Origin of the sequence: Micromonospora sp. RL09-050-HVF-A, from assembly GCF_019374995.1 — a bacterium.
In the GTDB taxonomy this organism is placed as follows: domain Bacteria; phylum Actinomycetota; class Actinomycetes; order Mycobacteriales; family Micromonosporaceae; genus Micromonospora; species Micromonospora antibiotica.
Genome location: NZ_JAGKQP010000002.1, coordinates 4,633,382 through 4,651,373, shown reverse-complemented (window position 1 = coordinate 4,651,373; position 17,992 = coordinate 4,633,382). Strand labels below are relative to the sequence as shown.

The window sequence follows — 17,992 nt, the reverse complement described above, 5'->3', positions numbered from 1 at the left end:
GGGCTCGGTATGGTGTGTGGCCGTGGACACAGGTGAGAAGACGCGGGTGGTCGCCGAGACGGTCGCGCTGAATCCGCTCGACCCCAAGGATCTGCTCCAGACCTTCGGACTGGTCGGCGTGTGGGTGATCCTCTTCGCCGAGACCGGTCTGCTGGTGGGGTTCTTCTTCCCCGGCGACTCGCTGCTCTTCCTGGCCGGGGTCGCCGCCTCGCCGGTGGCCGATGCGATGTTCGGCGACGGCACCCGGCTCTCCCTGGTCGGGCTGCTGATCGGTGGGCCGATCTGCGCGATCGTCGGGGCCCAGCTCGGGCACTGGCTCGGGGCCCGCTACGGCCGCCGGATGTTCGAGCGCCCCAACTCCCGACTCTTCAAGAAGGAGTACGTGGAGAAGGCGGAGTTCTACTTCCAGAAGTTCGGCCCGGCCAAGGCCGTGGTGCTGGCCCGGTTCATCCCGATCGTGCGGACGTTCCTCAACCCGGTGGCGGGTGCGCTCGGCATGCCGGCGAAGCAGTTCCTCCTGTGGAACGTCGTCGGGGCGATCCTCTGGGTCGACGGCATCCTGCTGATCGGCTACCTGCTCGCCGACCAGATCTACAACGCCATCGGCGACAAGATCGACCGGTACATCCTGCCGGTGGTCGCGCTGATCATCCTGATCTCGGTGCTGCCGATCTTCTTCGAGTTCCTGCGCGACCGTAAGGCCCGTCGACGCGGTGAGGCCGTCGCGGTGGTCGCCGCCGCGAGCGCGGTGGGGGCGGTCGAGGCCGTCCGGGACGCCGTCGAGCACCACCACCCGCACCACGGGCAGCGGCACGGTGAAACGCAGCAGCACGGGCAGCAGCACGGTGAAACGCAGCAGCAGCCCTACGGCGGTGGGCAGCCCGGCCAGCCGCACGGCCGCGACCAGCAGTTCCCGCCGCAGACCTACGGTCAGCCCCAGCCGCCGCAGGACGGTGGACGGTACCCGGAGCACGGTCAGGGCCGCTGAACGCCGGGACGACGAACGGCCGGCCCTCGGGGAGAGGACCGGCCGTTGCATACGCGTACGCCACCGCGGGCACGGTGGTGGATCAGCAAACTGACCGGTGACGGAGAACCGTCACCACCCGATGACGCCACCCCTGGTACGCCATCGGACGTCACCCCCTGGTGGGGGCGACGGGTGCAGTCAGCGGGCCTTCTTGGTGGCCCGCTTGCGCGGCGGCGTGAGGAGGTCGGCGATCGTAGCGATCGCCGACGGCACCAGCCGGTAGTAGGCCCACACACCACGCTTCTCCCGCTCCAGCAAGCCGGCCTCGGTGAGGATGCGGAGGTGGTGGCTGACCGTCGGCTGCGAGAGGCCGAGCGGCGCGGTGAGGTCACACACGCACGCTTCGCCCTCGGGCGCCGACTGGATCAGGCTGAGCAGCCGCAGCCGAGCGGGGTCGGCGAGGGCCTTGAGGACCCCCGCCAGCCGCTCGGCGTCGGCACGTTCGATCGGCTCGCCGGCAAGCGGCGAGATCTGAGGCATGGTCATTTCAGCCAACGCAGTTCCCACGTATTCCATCCTTCCACCAGCAGCATCGATCCGCCTGCATATCAGCAGATCCGAATCGGCAAATTTTCACGCCACAAGGCCGAGGTCAGCCAACGTAAAGGCCGCCCGATACGGCAGTCCGGCGGCGCGTACGACGTCGCTGGCGCCACGATCGACGATAACCGCCACGCCCACGACCTCCGCCCCGGCCTCGCGTAGTGCTTCGACGGCCGTCAACACGCTGCCGCCCGTCGTCGAGGTGTCCTCCACCGCCAGTACCCGCCGGCCGGCCACCTCAGGACCCTCGATCCGCCGTTGGAGACCATGCGCCTTGCCGGCCTTGCGGACCACGAAGGCGTCCAGGGGTCGATCGGTCTCCGCGGCGGCGTGCAACATCGAGATGCCGATCGGATCGGCACCCAGGGTCAACCCACCGACCGCGTCGTAATTCCAGTCGGCGGTCAGCTCCCGCATCACCCGACCGACCAGGGGAGCGGCCCGGTGATGGAGAGTCACGCGACGCAGATCGACGTACCACTCCGCCTCCCGCCCCGAGGAGAGCACGACCCGGCCATGGACCACAGCCAGGTCAGTGATGAATTTACGCAGGTCGTCGTGGTCCCCCATGCCGATAGAGGGTACTGCGCAAGTCTGTGGGTCGTGTGTGCGGCCCACCCGGATCGGTCACCCGATCGACCGATGACTGGCGATGGACGGCTACGCTGCGCGATCGCACGGGCAGAGTTGTCGCAGGACAGCGGGCGGCCCGCGCACCGTACCGCGCCGACGCCCGCTCACTCCCCGGCCGGATCGAGCTGCCCCCGCCGGTCCCGGAAGGCACCCCGCAACAACCGCCGCGGTACGTGTCGAAGGCTCGCGACGGCCAGCTTGTACTTCCAGTCCGGCACGCTGACCGTTTTGCCTTTCCGCAGGTCACGCAGGGCTTCGGCGACCACGTCGTCGGCCCGCAGCCAGATCCACCGTGGCATGCCGGACATGTCGATGCCGGTGCGCTCGTGATAGCCGGTGCGGGTGTAGCCGGGGCAGAGCGCCATCACGTGCACGCCCGCCACCCGGGTGGATTGCCCGATCGACTCGCTGAAGCTGGTGACCCATGCCTTGCTGGCTGGATAGGTGGAGCCCGGCATCACCGGGCCGAACCCGGCAACCGAAGAGACATTTATCACTGCCCCATCGCCGCGTTCGATCATTGGCCCGAGCGCGGCGAGAGTGAGCCGGAGTACCGCGTGCACATTCAACCGGAGCAATTGGGTCTCGTCGGCGACGGTGGAACGCAGAAACGGCCGACTGAGGCTGAGCCCGGCATTGTTGACCAACAGGTGCACCGGGTCGCCCGTGGTCAGTCGCCGTTCCACCCGGGCGCAACCGTCGTCGGTGGACAGATCGGCCGGTACGACCTGGACCTGGTTGCCGTACCGGCCGGTCAGTTCGGCGGCGGTCGCGTCGAGCCGGGTGGCGTCCCGGGCCACCAGGATCAGGTCCCAGCCCTCGGCGGCGAGTTGGCGGGCGAACGACTCACCGATGCCGGCGGTGGCACCGGTGATCAGCGCGCGGCGGCCCGGAGCCGGTCGGTCGGCGGTCACGGTTGCTCCTCAACGGGGCGGCGGCACCGGCGGAACGGCACCGGGGTCAGGCTCGGACGCCGGGGTGAACGGGGGCGGCCCGGAGCCGGGGCCCACCGGGCGGCGGGTGGCGAACCAGGTGCTCGCCGCCGGCAGCACCAGCAGCACGGCCACCACAAGGTAGCCGAGGGCCTGGCCCACCGAAACCCCCGCGTTCACCGGCACCCACCAGGACGGGTAGGCGTCGTCGAGGGTGCCGAACAGGTCGGCGACGCCCTGGTCCCCGCTGCCCAGCCGCAGCGGCCTGACCCGCTGGCCGACCAGCGCCGCGAGCGCGCACCCACCGGCGAGCAGGCCCAGCCCGCAGACCACCCAGACGCCGATCCGGGCCGCCCGACGACGGGCGAGCAGCCCACCGGCGAGGCCGACCAGCAGCAGCCCCACCAGCACCGTCAGCACCGCCGCGCCGACCGTGCCGAGCCGCAGCAGTCGGACCACGCCGTCGACGTCGCCCGGGTCGGCGGCGGTGTCGGCGGCGGCCACCCGGAACCGGTCGACGGTGCCGCCCAGGGCGAGCAGGGTGGTCACGGCGTAGACCCCGGCGGCGAGCGCCATCAGCCCGAGCAGCGCCGCCGCCGTGGTGACGACGACCGGCCGGCGGGCCGGCACCTGATCCGGGTACGACACGACGATTCCCTCCGGTAGGCGTCGGTGTGCAACCTACTCGGAGGGAATCGTCGGTGTCGCTGTTACGCGCCCGTCAGCTGCCGGCGGGGCGTTGCGGGTCGTCCGGGCCGCTGCCTCCGGCGGGCCGGTCCGGCTCCCCACCCGACGGCGGCTGCCAGGACTGGCCGTCGGACGGCTGCGGCTGATCTGGCACGCCCGGGGTGGACGCCGACCGGCCGGGCTGACCCGGGGTCGACGACGGTCCGGGGGCACCGGGCTGGCCGGGGGTGCCGGGCTGCGGGTAGTCCGGCGTCGCCGGGTAACCCGGGGTGGCCGGGTAACCGGGGGTGGCCGGGTAGCCCGGGGTGGCCGGGTAGGCGGCACCGGGAACCGGCGGCTCCCAGCCGCCCTTGGGCTTGCGGAAGAACTCGTTGGACTTCGGCAGGGCGAGCAGGATCAGCGCCGCCAGCAGGGCCAACAGGCTGAGCACGCCGAGCAGGGTGCTGACCGGGTTGTACCAGGAGGGCAGCACGGCGTTCATGCTGCGCTCCAACTCCTCGGCGCTCGGCGCGTTGCCGGAGCCGGAGCCGGCGGAACCGCTGAAACCGGCGGAACCGTTGACCAGTCCACCACCGACGCAGCAGACCATGATGCCGCCGACCACCCAGGTGGCGATCCGGCTGCCGTTCTTGCCCCGGTTGTTGAAGATCGCCAGGACGACGAGGGCCAGCGCGATCAGCAGCAGAATGGCGGACGCGGCGACGGCGAAGACCACGACGGCGGTGCCGAGCCCCTCGACCTCGCTCGCGGTCCCCTCGAACGCGTCCTCGAACGCCTGGCGGAGCTTGCCGCTGATCGCGAGGGTGAGGATCAGCCCGATCAGTTGGAGCGCCGCAAAGAACATCAGCAGATAGCTGGAGAGCGTCACCAGACCCGGACGGGTCCGGGCGGGCGTGCTGTGGGAATCGACCATGATTCTCCTTCCTAGATCACCGCACCACGGTAACGTCCGCAGTCCCGTCGTACCGGCTACGACGGAGCCGTACCCGATGATCGACCTGCCGAATCATCCATCGGCCGGGCGCGGGGCCGCGACCGAAGCGGATCAGGCGGGCGCTTCCCCGGGTCACGACTCGCGCACCAACCGGCGGTGTTCGGCGGTCACCACACCGAGCAGGAGCAGGTCCACCGCCAGCCCGGTCACCGCGCCGAACTGGTTGACCGTGAAGTTGAAGATCTGCCCGAACAGCAGGTCGACCAGGAGGGCCAGCTTGAACAGCCGGAACGCGGCCCGCCGGTCGTTGCGGAGCAGGAACGCGGCGCGGATGCTCAGCACCCCGGCGACCACCGCCGAGGCCGACACCCCGAGCACCGCGCCCCACTCGCCGAGCTGGTCCAGCTCGCCGGTCACCCCCTCGGTGGTGACCGCCACCACCGTCGCCACCGGCTCGATGACCAGGTAGGCCACCACCAGCAGGACCACCCAACGCTGGGCGGTCAGCCGGAGCAGCGCGCCGCGCAGCCGGGCCACCCAGGGCTGCCAGAACCGCCGTGGCGGTGGTTCCCGGCGCGGCACCACGTCCAGCAGCGCGGAGACCGCCGACTCGACCTCCGGGCCGGCACCCCGGACCAGCCGCAGGGTGGCCACCCTGCGCCGGTCGGTCAACCCCCGGCCGACCCCGCCGACGATCACGTCCAACGCGTTCGCCACCCGTTCGCCGGGGGTCAGCCGGATCCGTTCGCGCAGCGCCTGGGTGATCACCACCAGCAGGGCGAACACGGCGTAGATGATCCCGGCGGCCGGCCGGTAGAAGTAGTCGGTGCCGGCGGTGACGAACTTGCCGACCTCGTCGATGAACAGCCCGAAACCAACCCCGGCGAGCACCGCGCCGGCCATCCGGGCGGCCCCACCGAGGAAGATCAGCGCGACGCCCAGGCCGACGGTCATCAGCAGGCCACCCCAGAGCACGTGCGCGATGTGCAGGCCGCCGCCGCCGAGCTGCGGGTAGCCGGTGGCGTGCAGGAACGCCCGGGTGACCAGCACCGTCGCCACCCCGGACAGCACGAACGCCTGCAGGTACGCCGCAGCGTCCACCGCACGCGGTGGCAGCCGGCGGCGCAGCGACGGTGACATCAGTCCGAGGCTAGTAGCCGCGCCACTCGCTGCGGGCGTAGTCGAGCACCCTGGGCCGCAACAGGGTGGAGGAGGGCACGTCCAGGCGGCCCCGGTCGGCGGGGAAGGCCGCCGCCGCCCGCAGCACCCCCGGGTCGAGGAAACGCAGCCGGGGCGCGTCGGCCGGTAACTCCAGGGGCGGCGGGGCCCCGCCCGGCGCGGCGAGCACGAACCCCCAGTCACCGAACGACGGCACGTCGACGTGGTACGGCACGGTGGCGAAGCCCGCCTCACGGATCGACGCCTCGATCGACCAGTACGACCGGGGCGCGAAGTACGGCGACCCGGACTGCACCACCAGCCGGGCGCCCTCGGCGAGCACCGAACGGATCAGGGCGTAGAACTCGACGGTGTAGAGCTTGGCGGTGGCCGTCTCGTCCGGGTCGGGCAGGTCGGCGACGACCACGTCGAAGCGTTCGCCGGCGGTCCGCAACCAGCCGAAGGCGTCGGTGTTGAGCACCCGGACCCGGGGGTCGTCGAGGGAACCGCCGTTGAGCGCGCGCAGCTGCGGCTCGGAGCGGGCCAGCGCCACCACCGCCGGGTCGAGGTCGACCACGGTCACCCGGCGCACGTCCGGATAGCGCAGGATCTCGCGGACCGCGAGACCGTCGCCGGCACCGAGGACCAGCACCTCACCGCGCGGGCCACGCATCGCCGGGTGCACCAGCGCCTCGTGGTAGCGATATTCGTCGATCGAGCTGAACTGGAGGTCGCCGTTGAGGAACAGCCGCAGGTCGGTGACGGAGTGGCCGACCTCGCGAACCGACCGGGTCAGCACGATCTCCTGGTAGCGGGAGCGTTCGGCGTGCACCACCGGGTCGCGGTAGAGCTGCTGACGGCTGGTCACCTCGAAGTCGGCGGCGGTGACCCAGGCGTACCCCAGGCAGAGGGCGACCACCACGGAGCCGGCGCCCAGCACGAGCCGGGCCCGGCGGCTCAGCTCGGCGCGGAACACCGTGCAGACCAGGGCCAGGCCGGCCACCGCGTTCACCGCGCCGACCACCAACGCGCCCTTGAGCTGGCCGAAGACCGGGATCAGCAGGAACGGGAAGGCGAGCCCGCCGAGCAGCGCGCCGACGTAGTCGGCGGCGAACAGGTCGGCGACCGCGCTGCCGGCGGCCTGCTCCCGGATGCGTTGCAGCATCACCATCAGCAGCGGGATCTCCGCGCCGATCAGCAGACCCAGCACGAACGCGGTGCCGACCAGCGCCGGGCCGTACAGGTCGAGCCAGGCGAACGCGGCGTAGAGGCCGAGCACCGACAGGCCGCCGAGCAGGGCCAGGGTCAGCTCGATCACCGCGAACGCGGCGGCGGCCCGGGGCTGCAACGGCTTGGCGACCAGCGCCCCGATCCCCATCGCGAAGACCATCACGCCGAGCACGATCGACGCCTGCCCGACCGTGTCGCCGATCAGGTAGCTGCCGAGCGCGACCAGGGCCAACTCGTACACCAGGCCGCAGGCGGCGCAGACGAAGACCGCGAGCAGCACCGACGCGCGGGCCCACCGCCAGCGCGGCCGGACCGCCGGAGTCTCGTCGACCGTGGTCACCGCGCCCCCCGGAAACGCCCGGCCGGCGTCGCCGCCCGCTGCCGGCCGCGCTGGACGAACCCGACGGTGATCAGCAGGACGGCGACCAGCAGCAGGCCGGCGGCGGCCAGCACCGTACCCCAGCGGTCCCGCCAGAAGTCGCTGCCGGTGTCCGGCAGCGGGGCCGCCACCACGCCGGGGTCGGCGGTCGGGGTGGCCGCCGGTGGTGCCGCACCCGTCTCGGCGACCAGCAGCGGCAAAGCCACGGCGGCGCGGCAGATCGCCCAGCCCGGGTCGTCCACGAAGACGTCCTCGTGCAGGCCGAACCGGGTCAGACCGGTCTGCACGGCGTAGAGGTCGGCCCGGGAGAAGTCGCCCGAGCCGGTCACGGTGATGGTCGCCGAGTCGCTGCTCTCGCTGCTCTCCGCGGTGTAGGTGATCCGGGCGCGGACCTGCACCCAGCGCGGGCAGCGGTCGTCCTCCTCCACCGCCACCCCGTCACCCAGGTTGGAGCCGACGCTCACCGGCGAGAGGAACGACTCCTCCAGCCGCCAGCCGTAGCAGATGCCCTGGCTGGCGGTCGCCTGGGCGAGCAGCGGCACGGTGTCGGCGCGCTCGTCGGCCGCCGGGGCGGGGACGTCGGTGCCGCCGGAGTCCCGGTTGAAGAGGCTACTGCCCACGCAGACCACCACGACCAGGCCGAGGACGATCCAGACGACCCAGGCACCCGCGTTCTGTTTCGGCTTCGCCGGCTGCTTCGCCGTGGTCATCAGCTGATGGCGGCGGCGATGATCGCGCCGGTGGCGAGGTGCACCATCGCCGACACCCAGACCGCCGGGTGCGGCTGCTGGTCGACCAGCAGCGTGCCCAGCTTGCCCGGGGTCAACGCGTCGAGCAGCACGAACGCCAGGGCCATGATGACCAGGCCGACGATCCCGTACGCGGCGGAACCGACCAGGCCGAGCAGGAAGTCGTCCTCACTGGCGGCGATCGCGGCCACCACGATGATGCCGACGCCGGCCAGGTTCGAGGTGAGCAGCAGCGCGGCGTTACGGTTGCGTTCGGTCCAGATAAGCTCGTGGAGCTTGCCCGGGGTGGCCACGTCCACCAGCACGTAGCCGACGGCCATCAGGACGACACCGACCACCCCGTAGGCGAGGGTGACCAGCAGGTCGGTGACCAGGTTCTGCACAGCGTGCTCCAGGGGTTCGTTCGGTCGGGATCGATACGCGTCACTTGCCGGAGCCGGGGCCGCCACCACGCACGGTGCTGCCCCGACCCCAACCCCAGTGGCTGCCCACCGTCGAGTGGTAACGCGGGTAGGCGGTGCGCATCCGCTCCAGCAGGATCAGCGAGCCGGCGGCGATCGGCAGGATCACCAGCGAGTCGTCGTCGTAGCGCAGGTAGACGCCGCTGCCGTCGACGTACTGGTCGGCCGGCTTCCAGGCACCGGTGACGTCGTCCGCCACCTGGCTCGGGGTCCGGTTCGAGGTGTACGCGACGGCGTCCCGCCCGATGTCCCGGGCCGCCGCCCGGGTGTAGCGGTCCTCGATGTAGCCCCGGGGCGAGAAGTTGCCGTAGAAGATCGCGAAGGCGGCGACCAGCGCGCCGACGACCGCGAACGCCACCCCCACCACGAACCAACGTCGGTACGTCACGGTGTCTCCTTCGTTCGCGACTGCGGGGCTCGCAGAACCGGCTCACTCCTCGCGCTCACGGTGCCTCCTTCGTTCGCGACTGCGGGGCTCGCAGAACCGGCTCACTCCTCGCGCTCACGGTGCCTCCTTCGTTCGCGACTGCGGGGCTCGCAGAACCGGCTCACTCCTCGCGCTCACGGTGCCTCCTCCGTTCGCGACTGCGGGGCTCGCAGAAGGTCCACCACCGTCTCGGTCAGGACCAGTTCGTTGGTCTGGGGGTACGCGTGCCAGGTGCGCCAGCCCACCGTGCCGTCCGGCGCGTCGGGGCGTACGGCCAGCGCGGTGACCGCGTCCGGGTCCCCCGGAAAGACCCCGACCAGGGCGTACGGGTCGTCGGCCAGGTCGGCGCGGAGCGCGGCGATCCGGGTGTGCAGCTCCCCCTCGGCGGGGCGCAGCACGGTCGCGGTGAACCGGTAGCCACCCGCCTCGTCGTGCAGGTCGCCGGGCAGGTGCGGGGGCCGACCGGGCAGGCAGGCGACCGTCTCGACCAGCCCACCCGCCGCTGCCGGACCCGTCGCGTCGGCCCACCCGGTCGAGGTGTCGGCGTCGGCGAGCCCGGTCGAAGCCGCCGGGGTGCCGAGCCCGGTCGGAGCGGCCGGGGTGCCGAGCCCGGTCGGGATGTCCGCGTCGGCGAGCCCGGTCGAAGCGGCCGGGGTGGTGAACCCGGTCGGGGTGGTGAGGACGACCTGGTGGGACGCGCCGAGCAGGCGCAGCCGCAGCCGTACGCCGCCGGGCAGGGTCACGTCACGGATGTGCAGGGCGGGGCGTTCCGGGCCACCGAGCGCCAGGCTCAGGTCGGCGGCGCAGGTGTCGACGTACGGGGTGTCCAGGCTGACCAGCACGATCAGGACCCCCCCGGGCCGGACTGCGGGTACACCATCACGTCCGCGCGGTGCAGCCGCTCGCCCCGGCCCACCTCCCAGCCGGCGTCCCCGTACGCCTCGAAGGAGAGCCGCTCGCCGCCCTGGCCCCGGTAGTCCTGGTAGCGGACGGTGCCGTACGGGTCGAGGCCGGTGCTGCCGGTGGCCGAATAGCGGGCCTGGCCGGACTCCTCCCAGGAGTAGCGGCGGCCGGCGAAGTCGAGGGTGGGTGCGCCCGGGGTGATCGTGGCGGCCGGCTCGGCCGTCCAGAGCACCAGCTCCAGGTCCGGGTCCTCCTCGACGGAGAGCCAGCGCTTGTCGCCCTCGACGGTGTCCAGCAGGTGCTCGGCCCAGCTCCAGCCGCCCTCGACCAGGTGCACCGAGCCACGAACCGCGTAGGACACCCCACGGATCTCGACGATGTCGCCGGGCTTGAGCTTGCGGGGGTCCCCGCGCAGCGCGTCGGAGTCGGTGTCGCGGAACGGGTCCTTCGCCGGTGTCGGCCGGTTCGGTTTCCGGCTCCGGCTGAAAGCCACCGCCGCCACCACGATCCCGGCGACCCCGATCAGACATCCCAACGTTGCCACGACGTACGCGACCGAACCGTTCACCCCGACCACCTCCCCAAGTGCATCGGCGGAGACGGTAACAACCCCGCGCACCCCGCGCACCTGGGGAAACTCAGCGAATCCTGAGTAAACAGTCAGCTACCGAGTGTCATCGTCGGTGTGCTGACCAGCCAGCCGGTCCGCCGCGTACCCGCCCAGCGTGGTGCTGCCCATCGTGCAGCCGGCAAAGGTGGTGAACTCGTCGTCGATGCCGCGTAGGGCCGCCCAGGCATCCCGGGCCGCCGCCGGATCGACCCCCTCCAACAGCGTCGCCGCGTACGCCCGGCCGGCCGGCGAGCCGTGCCGCAGCAGCCAGTCGACCTGCTCACGGGCCTGCCGGGGGCGCTGCGCGAACGCTTCCCCCACCCGTCGGTACGCCTCGGTCACCGGCAGCAGCGTGCCGGCGAACCCCACCCCGCCAAAGGCGACAGTGTCCGCCCCGGCGAGTTCCCGCACGGCGGCGTCCAGCTCCGGGTCGCCGCTCTTCTTCCGCATCCCGAACATGCCCCTCTCCTTTCCCCGCCCCACCCCTGACCACCCACCCCACCCCCACCCAACCCGCCCCACCCCCCACTCGACCCACCCCGCCCCCACTCAACCTCCGCCCAACCGCACTCAGCTCTCGCCAACCGCGGTGATCAAGAGGTTTACGTCACCAGAGAGCGCTCCCAGTGACGTAAACCTCTTGATCACCGGCGCAGGAAGGCCGGGGCGGGGGGTGATCAAGAGGTTTACGTCGAGGGAAAGCGCTCTCGTGACGTAAACCTCTTGATCACCAGGGCGGGGGCGGGGCGGGAGGGAGGGCGGGAGGGGGAGGGGCGGCGGGGGCGGGGTCAGGTGGAGGTGACGGTGAGGGCGTTCTTGTCGTCGGACAGGTCGACCCGTACCGTGTCGCCGTCCCGGATCACGCCACCCAGCAGGGCCTTGGCGAGCTGGTCGCCGATGGCCGACTGGACCAGGCGGCGCAGCGGGCGGGCACCGTAGATCGGGTCGTACCCGTGCTCGGCGAGCCAGGTCCGGGCGGCGTCGCTGACGTCCAACGCCAGCCGGCGGTCGCCGAGGCGCCGACGCAGCCGGGTGAGCTGGATGTCGACGATCGACCGCAGGTCGTCCCCGCGCAGCGCGGCGAAGACCACGATGTCGTCGAGCCGGTTGAGGAACTCCGGCTTGAAGTGCGAGCGGACCACCGCGAGCACCCCCTCCCGGCGCTGCTCCTCGGCGAGCGTCAGGTCGCTGATCACCGACGACCCCAGGTTGGAGGTGAGGATCAGGATCGCGTTGCGGAAGTCGACGGTACGACCCTGACCGTCGGTGAGCCGACCGTCGTCGAGCACCTGGAGCAGGATGTCGAAGACGTCCGGGTGGGCCTTCTCCACCTCGTCCAGCAGGATCACCGAGTAGGGGCGGCGGCGCACCGCCTCGGTGAGCTGCCCGCCCTCCTCGTAGCCGACGTAGCCGGGCGGGGCACCGACCAGGCGGGCGACGGAGTGCTTCTCGCCGTACTCGCTCATGTCGATGCGGACCATGGCCCGCTCGTCGTCGAAGAGGAACTCGGCGAGCGCCTTGGCCAGCTCGGTCTTGCCGACGCCGGTGGGGCCGAGGAACAGGAAGCTGCCGGTGGGGCGGTCCGGGTCGGCGACGCCGGCCCGCGCCCGGCGTACCGCGTCGGAGACGGCACCGACGGCCTCGGCCTGGCCGACGACCCGGCCGCCCAGCGACTCCTCCATCCGCAGCAGCTTGGCGGTCTCGCCCTCCAGCAGCCGGCCGGCCGGGATGCCCGTCCAGGAGGCGACGACGGAGGCGATGTCGTCCGCGCCGACCTCCTCCTTGAGCATCGCGCCGTCGGCCTGGAGCCGGGCGAGTTCCTCCTCGGCCCGCGCCAGGTCGGCCTTGAGCGCCGGGATGCGGCCGTAGCGCAGCTCGGCGGCGCGTTCCAGCTCGCCGTCGCGTTCGGCCCGTTCGGCCTCGCCGCCGAGGCGTTCCAGCTCCTCCTTGGCGGTGGAGAGCTTGGTGATGTGGCTCTTCTCGGTCTGCCAGCGCTCGGACAGGGCGGTGAGCTGCTCGCGCTTGTCGGCCAGCTCCTTACGCAGCCGCTCCAGCCGCTCGGCGGAGGCGGCGTCGGGCTCCTTGGCCAGCGCCATCTCCTCGATCTCCAGCCGGCGGACCGCCCGTTCGATCTCGTCCACCTCGACCGGCCGGGAGTCGATCTCCATGCGGAGCCGGGACGCGGACTCGTCGACCAGGTCGATCGCCTTGTCGGGCAGGAACCGGTCGGTGATGTACCGGTCGGACAGCGACGCGGCGGCGACCAGGGCGGCGTCGGTGATCCGGACGCCGTGGTGCACCTCGTAGCGTTCCTTGAGGCCGCGCAGGATGCCGATGGTGTCCTCGATGGTGGGCTCGCCGACCAGCACCGGCTGGAACCGACGCTCCAGCGCCGGGTCCTTCTCGATGTGCTCGCGGTACTCGTCGAGGGTGGTCGCGCCGACCATCCGCAGCTCGCCGCGCGCCAGCATCGGCTTGAGCATGTTGCCGGCGTCCATCGAGCCCTCGCCCTTGCCCGCGCCGACCACGGTGTGCAGCTCGTCGAGGAAGGTGATGACTTGCCCGTTGGAGTTCTTGATCTCCTCCAGGACGGACTTGAGCCGTTCCTCGAACTGCCCCCGGTACTGCGCCCCGGCGACCATCGCGCCGAGGTCGAGCGAGACCAGCTTCTTGTCGCGCAGCGACTCGGGCACGTCGCCGGCCACGATCCGCTGGGCCAGGCCCTCGACGATCGCGGTCTTACCGACGCCGGGCTCGCCGATCAGCACCGGGTTGTTCTTGGTACGCCGGGAGAGCACCTGGATCACCCGGCGGATCTCCGAATCCCGGCCGATCACCGGGTCGATCTTGCCGTCGCGGGCGCTCGCGGTGAGGTCGACGCCGTACTTGGTCAGCGCCTGGTAGGTCTGCTCCGGGTCGGCGGTGGTGACCCGCCGGTCCCCGCCCCGCACCGTCGGGAACGCGGCGACCAGGTTCTCCTCGGTGGCCCCGGCCGACTTCAGCGCGTTGGACACCGCGCCACCCACCCGGGCCAGACCGGCCAGCAGGTGCTCGGTGGAGGTGTACTCGTCGCCGAGCGGCCGGGCGATCTGCTCGGCGGCCCCGATGGCGTTGACGAACTCGCGGGCGAGGGTGGGCTCGGCGATGCTGGACCCACGGGCTGCGGGCAGCGCGTCGACCGCGCGCTGGGCGACCCGGCGCAGCTCGGCGGGGTCGGCACCCGCGGCGCGCAGCAGGCCGGCAGCGGTGGAACCGTCGGTGTCGAGCAGTGCCGACAGCAGGTGCCAGGGTTCCACGGTGGCGTGACCACGCTGGTTGGCCAGCGCGACGGCACCGGTGATGGTTTCGCGGCTCTTGGTGGTGAGTCGTTCCGTGTTCATGGGCTCCCCCGGGATCGGCGTGTCCACTAGTAAGAGACACCACCAGAGTTGAGCCTATTCCGCTCAACTCTCGCTATGTGACTCGCGTCACAAACTCTCGTTCGAGGTCGGCCGACGAACTCCGGCCCACCTCAGTTGACCCACCGCACCCTGCCGCACTCCACCCCGCCTCGCCCACCTCCGCTCAGGAGTCAGCGGGGCAGGCGGGCGGCGCAGGGGGTCTCGTGGTCGGCCCGGAGCACGCACCGCCGACCACTGTCCAGCCGGTTGTCGCAGAAGACCCGGTGGCGTGCCCCCTGATCATCCTCGGCGGAGACGGTGGTCTCGCCGGGGTCGACGTGGGCGAGGAAGGCCAGCGAGCGGGCCGCCGTCCGGGCGAGCATCTTGGCCCGCGCCAGGTCCGCAGCGACCACCGGCAGGTGTACGACATACCGCCCGGTCATGCCTCCCCACCCGCCCGACCCGGCTCACGCCACCCCGGGCGGGCCGAAGCAGTATCGGCCCAATGGCGGTATAGCGATGGCTCGGACACCGCAATATCGCCCCACCTGAGTTGACCAAGGTCGAGCTTCGACGGTGGGTGCGGCGACTCGTACCCCATGGCGCTCCTTCGCTGGACGGCTCGGTGTCGCGGTGCTGGAAGGGCAGCCCGGCCGCGCTGCCGGTTCGGCCGGGCTGCCCGCCCTGCCGTCGCAGCCCACCTCAGCGGTACGACGACAGGGCCGGTGACATGGTCGGGACGGGCCACGGGGGATGCCCGCCCCGACCGTCTGAGCGCCCCGAGTGCCATCCGGGGGCGTTCACCTCGAACCTACAATCGGTACCGGTTGCAGGTCAACGACCCACCCACAATTGCTTGAGGTTGGAGGTGCGAGCGTGATCAGATAGGCGTGCCATCCGGGGAGTGAAGCATGCCCAAGCAGCAGTACCAGGTGCTCGCAGACGAGCTGAAGAACAAGATCGATTCAGGAGAGTGGCCGCCCGGCACCAAGCTGCCGAGCAGGTCGCAGCTGTGCAGGGAATACGGCGTGTCGGACACCGTGGTCGGCAAGGCCATGATGATCCTGCGTGCCACCGGGCTCACCGAAACCCTCGAAGGGGTCGGCGTCTTCGTCGCCGCACCCGCCGAGGGCTCGTCCTGAGCCAGCCACCCGGCCCCACAGGGTTACCGACCGGCGAGCCGGCGAGCACAGCCGGTGCCTGCCGGAAAGCGCCCGCCAGCAGCACAGACGTCCAACGGGCCCAGCTTGGGCGCAGGGTATAGCCTCGCGTCCGTGCGAGTACGTGTCGAACAGACCGCCTTACCCGGAATCGGCGTACGTCATGATCTGATGACGGAGTCCGGTCGCCGGCTTGGTGTGGTCTCCCACCGCAATGGCCGCCGCGACCTGGTCCTCTACGACCCGGACGATCCCGACTCCTGCCAGCATGACATCCCGCTGACCGACGACGAGGCCGAGGCGTTGGCCGACATCCTCGGCGCGTCGCTGATGCTGGGTCAGCTCTCCGGCCTGCGCGAGCAGGCGGCCGGGCTGCTCACCGAGCAGATCGCCATCCCGGCCGGGTCGAAGTACGTCAACAAGCGGCTCGGTGACACCAAGGCACGTACCCGCACCAGCGCCTCCATCGTGGCGGTGCTCCGGCAGGGCGAGGTCAACGTCTCGCCCGATCCCACCTTCCGCTTCGCGGCCGGTGACGTGGTGGTCGTGGTCGGGACCCGGCAGGGTCTCGACGGGGTGACAGCCATCCTCGCCGACAGTGACCCGGACGGCTGAGGCGTATGCACGAAACCACCACACTGCTCATCGAGGTCGGCGCGCTCCTGCTTCTGCTCGGGCTGCTCGGCCGGCTCAGCCGCCGGTTCGGCGTCTCCCCCATCCCCCTCTACCTGCTCGCCGGGCTCGCCTTCGGGCACGGTGGCCTGCTCCCGCTGGCCGCGAGCGAGGAGTTCTTCGCCGTCGGCGCCGAGATCGGCGTCATCCTGCTGCTGGTCATGCTCGGCCTGGAATACAGCGCCAACGAGCTGGTCGGCAACCTGCGCTCGGCGGCCCCGGCCGGCCTGATCGACGCGGCGCTCAACGCCCTGCCCGGTTTCGGCTTCGCGTTGCTGCTCGGCTGGGGCTGGGTGGCCGCCGTGGTGCTCGGCGGCATCACCTGGATCTCGTCGTCCGGGGTGATCGCCAAGGTGCTCGGCGACCTCGGCCGGGTCGGTAACCGGGAAACCCCGGTCATCCTCTCCGTGCTGGTCATCGAGGACCTGGCGATGGCGCTCTACCTGCCGCTGGTGACCGCGCTGCTGGCCGGCGTGGGCCTGGTCAAGGGTGGGATCGCGCTGGGTGTCGCGGTGTTCACCGTGGTGATCGTGCTGGTCGTCGCCATCCGCTTCGGCCACCTGATCTCCGCCGCCCTGTCGGCGAAGGACCCGGAGGCGTTGCTGCTCGGGGTGCTCGGCCTGACCCTGCTGGTCGCCGGCATCGCCGCCCGGCTCCAGGTCTCCGCCGCCGTCGGGGCGTTCCTGGTCGGCATCGCCCTGTCCGGGCCGGTGGCGCACCACGCCACCGAACTGCTCTCCCCGCTGCGGGACCTCTTCGCCGCGGTCTTCTTCGTCTTCTTCGGCCTGGTCACCGACCCCCGGGACATGCCGCCGGTGCTGCTGCCCGCGATCGTGCTGGCCGTGGTCACCATGGGGACCAAGCTGCTCACCGGCTACCTGGCGGCCCGCCGGGCCGGCATCGCCGAACCGGGCCGTTGGCGGGCCGGCTTCGCGTTGATGCCGCGCGGCGAGTTCTCCATCGTCATCGCCGGTCTGGCCGTCGCCGCCGGCACCGTCGAACCCAAACTGGCGGCGCTCGCCACGGCGTACGTGCTGATCACCGTGATCACCGGTCCGATGCTCGCCCGCCTGCCCGACATGCGCTGGTTCAAGCAGAGGCTGCGTCGACGGATCGCCGCCCGACAGCCCCAGCCGGTACCCGCCACGGACTGAGAACCGCCTGGCCAGGCCCCTCACACAGGTGGCCTGGCCAGGGCCTCCGTTGCCGAATTGCTCCCGGCGGGGTCTTCCGCCGGCCGGGCAGCGGCGGCTAGCGTTGCGCCCCAGCAGGACAGGGTCCCGCGGGCGCACGGAGGCACCCCGTGGATGTGAGCGGAAGGTTGCCGGTGAGCGTGCAGGATCCGCCGTTCCACGGCTTCGCCAACCCCGTCGACCCGTCGTCGGGGGAGCTACGGGCCTGGGCGTACCAGCCGGACTCGGTGCCGCTGACCTCGCTGCCACAAGACTGGGACCTGCTGGTCTCCGGCGACCACCTGGTGCTCACCCTGTTCGAGTTGGCGTTGGACCCGGCCTGCCCCGCGCGCCGCTTCGCCCTGCACTGCCTCTACATCTACGCGGCCGACGGCATCCGAACGAACTTCCGCGCCCACCCCAAGCGTCGCTTCCGCAAACTGGTGGAGCAGGCCGAACGCGACGGCGACGAGTTGATGCGCAACTGGGCGTACAACAGTCGGGCGCTGCTGGCCCGGCAGGAACTCTTCACCTACCACGACTGGTGCGAGGGCGGCCTGGTCCGGGACAACCGCCGGCTCGGCTGACCGGCGGCGCACCCGCAGCCGGACGGCGAACGGGCCGGGACCCCCGTGGGTCCCGGCCCGCACGTCGACGGATCGTCAGCGTGCCGATCCGCCCTGGTTGCGGCGTTTCTCCCCGGTCCGCTCCCGGTCCGCCCCGGGGTCGGCCCCTTCGGCGAACCTGCCGTTCTTCACCGTGTCGGAGAACTTGCCCTCGGTGACCCGGTCGAACTTCTCCCGGACGTTCTCGGCCACCTTGTTGAGCCGCTCCTCCGCCTGCCGGGCCACTTTCTTCGCCGATTCCGCCACGGTTCCCCCCGCCGTCGGAGTCCGAATTGACCTGGTTGGACCTGACAACAGGCTAGCCGG

General features: G+C 71.5%; 20 protein-coding genes and 1 pseudogene. 5 read left to right on the top strand and 16 right to left on the bottom strand.

Annotated elements, in window-relative coordinates; translation table 11 throughout:
* Positions 1-16: 16 nt before the first annotated feature.
* Positions 17-799, top strand: a pseudogene (locus J7462_RS20495) (DedA family protein); the annotation flags it as partial.
* Positions 800-1,168: 369 nt separating this feature from the next.
* On the opposite strand, the gene J7462_RS20490 reads toward J7462_RS20495, so the two are convergent.
* The 15 genes from J7462_RS20490 to J7462_RS20415 all read right to left on the bottom strand — a co-directional run bounded on the left by J7462_RS20490 (position 1,169) and on the right by J7462_RS20415 (position 14,499).
* On the bottom strand, positions 1,169-1,546 hold the full coding sequence (locus J7462_RS20490) for a helix-turn-helix transcriptional regulator (protein ID WP_007454255.1): 378 nt from the start codon (positions 1,544-1,546) through the stop codon (positions 1,169-1,171).
* A gap of 57 nt (positions 1,547-1,603) precedes the next feature.
* Positions 1,604-2,143 (bottom strand): orotate phosphoribosyltransferase, encoded by a 540-nt coding sequence (gene pyrE / locus J7462_RS20485; RefSeq protein WP_091252187.1) that lies wholly within the window; start codon positions 2,141-2,143, stop codon positions 1,604-1,606.
* 167 nt (positions 2,144-2,310) lie between these two features.
* Complete coding sequence (locus J7462_RS20480) at positions 2,311-3,120, bottom strand: SDR family oxidoreductase (protein WP_219465541.1); 810 nt, start codon at positions 3,118-3,120, stop codon at positions 2,311-2,313.
* A gap of 9 nt (positions 3,121-3,129) precedes the next feature.
* Positions 3,130-3,786: a hypothetical protein gene (locus J7462_RS20475; protein WP_219465539.1), complete on the bottom strand. Its 657-nt coding sequence runs from the start codon at positions 3,784-3,786 to the stop codon at positions 3,130-3,132.
* A 73-nt stretch (positions 3,787-3,859) separates the two neighbouring features.
* Positions 3,860-4,738 (bottom strand): hypothetical protein, encoded by an 879-nt coding sequence (locus J7462_RS20470; RefSeq protein ID WP_219465538.1) that lies wholly within the window; start codon positions 4,736-4,738, stop codon positions 3,860-3,862.
* A gap of 153 nt (positions 4,739-4,891) precedes the next feature.
* Positions 4,892-5,875: a hypothetical protein gene (locus J7462_RS20465; RefSeq protein ID WP_219470515.1), complete on the bottom strand. Its 984-nt coding sequence runs from the start codon at positions 5,873-5,875 to the stop codon at positions 4,892-4,894.
* Positions 5,876-5,909: 34 nt separating this feature from the next.
* Complete coding sequence (locus tag J7462_RS20460) at positions 5,910-7,487, bottom strand: polyamine aminopropyltransferase (RefSeq protein ID WP_219465537.1); 1,578 nt, start codon at positions 7,485-7,487, stop codon at positions 5,910-5,912.
* The gene (locus J7462_RS20455) at positions 7,484-8,236 is read right to left on the bottom strand and encodes a hypothetical protein (protein WP_219465536.1); all 753 of its coding nucleotides are present in this window, start codon (positions 8,234-8,236) and stop codon (positions 7,484-7,486) included. Before J7462_RS20455 ends, J7462_RS20460 begins: the two co-directional genes overlap by 4 nt.
* Positions 8,236-8,658 (bottom strand): DUF350 domain-containing protein, encoded by a 423-nt coding sequence (locus J7462_RS20450; RefSeq protein WP_219465535.1) that lies wholly within the window; start codon positions 8,656-8,658, stop codon positions 8,236-8,238. Before J7462_RS20450 ends, J7462_RS20455 begins: the two co-directional genes overlap by 1 nt.
* A 40-nt stretch (positions 8,659-8,698) precedes the next feature.
* The gene (locus J7462_RS20445) at positions 8,699-9,124 is read right to left on the bottom strand and encodes a DUF4247 domain-containing protein (protein WP_208565302.1); all 426 of its coding nucleotides are present in this window, start codon (positions 9,122-9,124) and stop codon (positions 8,699-8,701) included.
* Between the two features lie 173 nt (positions 9,125-9,297).
* Positions 9,298-10,005, bottom strand: coding sequence for a DUF2617 family protein (locus tag J7462_RS33695; protein WP_374197540.1), 708 nt, complete (start codon positions 10,003-10,005; stop codon positions 9,298-9,300).
* A 2-nt stretch (positions 10,006-10,007) separates the two neighbouring features.
* Positions 10,008-10,634, bottom strand: a complete 627-nt coding sequence (locus J7462_RS20430; protein WP_219465534.1) for a DUF4178 domain-containing protein — start codon at positions 10,632-10,634, stop codon at positions 10,008-10,010.
* 96 nt (positions 10,635-10,730) lie between these two features.
* A complete protein-coding gene (locus J7462_RS20425; RefSeq protein WP_219465533.1) occupies positions 10,731-11,135 on the bottom strand; it encodes a hypothetical protein in 405 nt (134 codons plus the stop codon).
* Between the two features lie 329 nt (positions 11,136-11,464).
* Complete coding sequence (clpB, locus tag J7462_RS20420; RefSeq protein ID WP_219465531.1) at positions 11,465-14,056, bottom strand: ATP-dependent chaperone ClpB; 2,592 nt, start codon at positions 14,054-14,056, stop codon at positions 11,465-11,467.
* Between the two features lie 191 nt (positions 14,057-14,247).
* A complete protein-coding gene (locus J7462_RS20415; RefSeq protein ID WP_219465529.1) occupies positions 14,248-14,499 on the bottom strand; it encodes a hypothetical protein in 252 nt (83 codons plus the stop codon).
* A gap of 468 nt (positions 14,500-14,967) precedes the next feature.
* Here J7462_RS20415 and J7462_RS20410 point away from each other — a divergent pair, with 468 nt between their 5' ends.
* From J7462_RS20410 to J7462_RS20395, 4 genes are all read left to right on the top strand, one after another.
* Entirely contained in the window at positions 14,968-15,198 is a 231-nt protein-coding gene (locus J7462_RS20410; protein WP_219465528.1) for a winged helix-turn-helix domain-containing protein, read from the top strand.
* Positions 15,199-15,330: 132 nt separating this feature from the next.
* Positions 15,331-15,831 carry a cation:proton antiporter regulatory subunit gene (locus J7462_RS20405; RefSeq protein WP_088641912.1) on the top strand — a complete coding sequence of 167 codons (501 nt, stop codon included), beginning with the start codon at positions 15,331-15,333 and terminating at the stop codon, positions 15,829-15,831.
* 5 nt (positions 15,832-15,836) lie between these two features.
* Positions 15,837-17,042: a cation:proton antiporter gene (locus tag J7462_RS20400; RefSeq protein WP_219465527.1), complete on the top strand. Its 1,206-nt coding sequence runs from the start codon at positions 15,837-15,839 to the stop codon at positions 17,040-17,042.
* Positions 17,043-17,215: 173 nt separating this feature from the next.
* Complete coding sequence (locus J7462_RS20395; protein WP_219465526.1) at positions 17,216-17,647, top strand: hypothetical protein; 432 nt, start codon at positions 17,216-17,218, stop codon at positions 17,645-17,647.
* 75 nt (positions 17,648-17,722) lie between these two features.
* On the opposite strand, the gene J7462_RS20390 is transcribed toward J7462_RS20395, so the two are convergent.
* Positions 17,723-17,932, bottom strand: a complete 210-nt coding sequence (locus tag J7462_RS20390) for a hypothetical protein (RefSeq protein WP_219465525.1) — start codon at positions 17,930-17,932, stop codon at positions 17,723-17,725.
* Between the last annotated feature and the right edge of the window lie 60 nt (positions 17,933-17,992).